Genomic DNA, 2,874 nt, shown 5'->3' on the forward strand with positions numbered 1-2,874 from the left:
ATATTAAAAGGCAAAGCATGGAAGCTAATGTGGCTAAAGCTAGAAAGAAAAGGGCTACCGAAGGAAGCTCCGGACATATCATGGGCTTACAGAGGTATTGCTCGATTAGGGGGTTGGAAGAATACAAAGCGAACGGGTCGTGCTTCTATAAAGACATTATGGCAAGGATGGTTTAGGTTACAAACCATCCTTGAAGGGTATGAACTGGCTAAGTCTCTTGATTCACCAGACTTGTGATCAAGAGACAGGGGCAAACCTTCCTTTTTGTTATTCCGACTCAATTAACTTTAGGAAGTACCACTACTTTCGTTTTGGCCCAAATATCTTGGAACCCTCTTTTTTGTTGATCAAAGGGTACGGTGAGGTTTGCCAAGCCAAAGCCTGAGGTGAACAAACGTATTAAAGCTTGCGTGACGCTGATTGAATTTCCATCTTGTTCGTTAATTATCAAAAGTCGCCAAGCACGCATCCCTAATGTCTGGCCTGCTCTTGTCCAGAAAAAGACGAAGAAGTAGACCCAGACAGCGGCAAGGTAAAATGTGTAAACATAGCTCCAAATGGGATGACGAGTGAGAAGGTCGCTGACATCTGCATACGAGCCATAGCTCATCACATTCAACGCAACGAGAGCTTCTAATATAGCAACGACAACACCAGCAGCCATCATCTCAAGAGCAATGATGATTAATGCATCGTAAATGAGCGCACCAAATCGGCGTAGTAATCCGGCAGGCGGTAGAGAAATAGAGTTACTCATCATATCTAAACATCTTTTGTATTCGCGAAATTGCAGCAGCATATAGCCTCGAAGAGGATCTGAAAAGAGAAGAGACGCACAGCTTGAAGGTTTGTGGCGAAAATATCGGCAAACGATTTGTATTTCAATATTTTGTTATTGCGCCAATAACTTTCTTACGTATAATGCCAACCATCAAAGGGCAATGCCCAAGATGCCGGTGTGGTGAAATTGGTAGACACGACGGATTCAAAATTCAACGCGTATACTAATAAAAAAGAGCTAAACCATTGTTTTTAAAATGATTTAACTCTTGACTGATACCGAAGAAATGCTTTATAGTGTTTTATAGTTTAATGTAATGGCTGCGTGTTGGAATTGGTAGACAAAGGGGATTCAAAATCCCCCGCCGAAAGGCGTGGCGGTTCGAGTCCGCCCGCAGCTACCATTTTAAGGTTCATAGTCTAATGATTTGGATTTTGAGCGCTTAATCTTAATCTCATTTTCAGAGACTAAATCAGCTTTCCTTTCTTTGTTTTCATCTTTAAAAAACTCTTGACGTGGCGTTAAAACGTTTGAGTCAGAATATTTTTGAGCAGCAGTCTTGTAAGTACTTATTGCTTTTTCTCTTTCTAAATCTTTAACTCTAGTTCTCAAGCAGTCAATCTCAAACGCCTGCTGATGAATCTTGTCTTTGTAATCTTTGACAAGTGCTTTTAGCTCTAAAACTTTTCTTTTAAATCTAGTGAGCATACTGCGCAAAGATTTTGCTTCATTTTTGTAAAACTCAATTTCCGCACTTTTGCTCTTTCTTCTTTTGAATAAACACAACATATCTGCTTCTCTCTCTTTTGTTATTTTTGTAATTTCAACTAAGTCTTTTTTCGATTCAATAATTTCAAGTTCTTGTTTTTGAAGGCTGTCCCTCTCTTTTTCTATATTAGACTTTTCTAATGCTATGTGGTTTTTCTGCTTTTTGTGTTGCTCAAATTTGTCAGACAAATCTTGATGAATAACAGATAGCTTCTTCGCTGACTCTTTTCTTTTCGTATACTCAGAGCGAGTTAAGCGCTGCTTTCTAGCGCCGTCACGTAGAAAGCCGTACTTTGATGCAACGGAGTAGTAATACTCGTCTTGAAGCTCTCTGAAGGCTTTTTTGTACGCTTCATATTTAGCTTTTCTTCCGCCACTCGTTTCTTCTCTTGCCCTTATCGGTTCGTGAATGCTCTTTATGTGAAGTTTGCAATCATCCGTCTGTTTCGGGATGCATATAAAGTGCAAGTGGGGATGGCTTTCATCTTCATGAAGAATGACGCTTATAAGTTCACCCTGATATTTGTTTTGAAGATATTTGATATTGTCAGCTATCCATTTTTTGTAATTTGACTCTGATTCTTCTTTGAAATCAGAAGGGCATGAAATAACACCGCTCAAAACAACCTGAGCATCTTTTCTAATCTTTCGACCCAGTTGGTCAGTTGACGCATTAACGCGCTCTTGAGCAAGCTGTAAAGCGACATAAGCGTCATAGCCGTATAAGACTGATGGAGGTAACGGATTGGGTACGTGAGGAATTGCATCTGGATGACGCATTAATTCACGCGAAACTGAATGAAATGACTTTGAACTTTTTTCTGGACTCTTCTTATTATATTTAGAGTGCAAGGAATAGGTTTCAATATGCAAAAATTGATACATAATATCTTCTCTTAGTTTTAAATCGTAATATCACCTCTCTTGTTTTGTTGTTTTATTTACTTTATCTTTTAAGTAAGACGAAGTCTTATTTGAAAGGTAAGGTTGCAGGGATTCAAAAGGGATGCAGTCCCTTTGCCGACGGATATGAAACGAGGAACGAGTGAATATCCTTAGTCGGTCACTAAGTGTATGTTCGTGCCCATATTTATATATTAGCATTATCTTAATTAATACACAATAAATAACACGCTACACAATGCACTCATTATCCGCTTCGCTCAATGTGTGCTATGTGTATCGTGTTTATTATTATATGTAAGATCTAATAATGGTCATTAAAAATTAGAAATAAAGTTTTATTGTAATAACTAGATAATTTTGATATTATTGAATTAATAAAAAAAAGAAAACACAGCTATTCCAGTTGCCGCTTTTAAAGC

The 2,874-nt window shown here is 38.2% G+C and carries 3 protein-coding genes and 1 tRNA gene; 2 read left to right on the forward strand and 2 right to left on the reverse strand.

All coding sequences use genetic code 11. From position 1 onward, the window contains the following. Nucleotides 1-237: IS4 family transposase (locus tag AACU59_RS04440; protein WP_272925450.1), on the forward strand; the 237-nt coding region annotated here is incomplete at its 5' end. A 40-nt stretch (nucleotides 238-277) separates the two neighbouring features. On the opposite strand, the gene AACU59_RS04445 is transcribed toward AACU59_RS04440, so the two are convergent. Then, nucleotides 278-799 (reverse strand): RDD family protein, encoded by a 522-nt coding sequence (locus tag AACU59_RS04445; protein ID WP_161437733.1) that lies wholly within the window; start codon nucleotides 797-799, stop codon nucleotides 278-280. 300 nt (nucleotides 800-1,099) lie between these two features. Between AACU59_RS04445 and AACU59_RS04450 the strand changes: the two genes are divergently transcribed. After that, nucleotides 1,100-1,184, forward strand: a tRNA-Leu gene (locus AACU59_RS04450). Nucleotides 1,185-1,186: 2 nt separating this feature from the next. On the opposite strand, the gene AACU59_RS04455 is transcribed toward AACU59_RS04450, so the two are convergent. Beyond that, nucleotides 1,187-2,434: a plasmid recombination protein gene (locus AACU59_RS04455; protein ID WP_161437734.1), complete on the reverse strand. Its 1,248-nt coding sequence runs from the start codon at nucleotides 2,432-2,434 to the stop codon at nucleotides 1,187-1,189. Between the last annotated feature and the right edge of the window lie 440 nt (nucleotides 2,435-2,874).

Source organism: Vibrio sp. V23_P3S9T160 (genome assembly GCF_963886625.1).
GTDB lineage: Bacteria > Pseudomonadota > Gammaproteobacteria > Enterobacterales > Vibrionaceae > Vibrio > Vibrio anguillarum.

Bases quoted from the DNA above. Each gene is read 5' to 3' on its own strand.
- AACU59_RS04445 (WP_161437733.1), bottom strand. From the start codon at position 799: ATGCTGCTGCAATTTCGCGAATACAAAAGATGTTTAGATATGATGAGT.
- AACU59_RS04455 (WP_161437734.1), bottom strand. From the start codon at position 2,434: ATGTATCAATTTTTGCATATTGAAACCTATTCCTTGCACTCTAAATAT.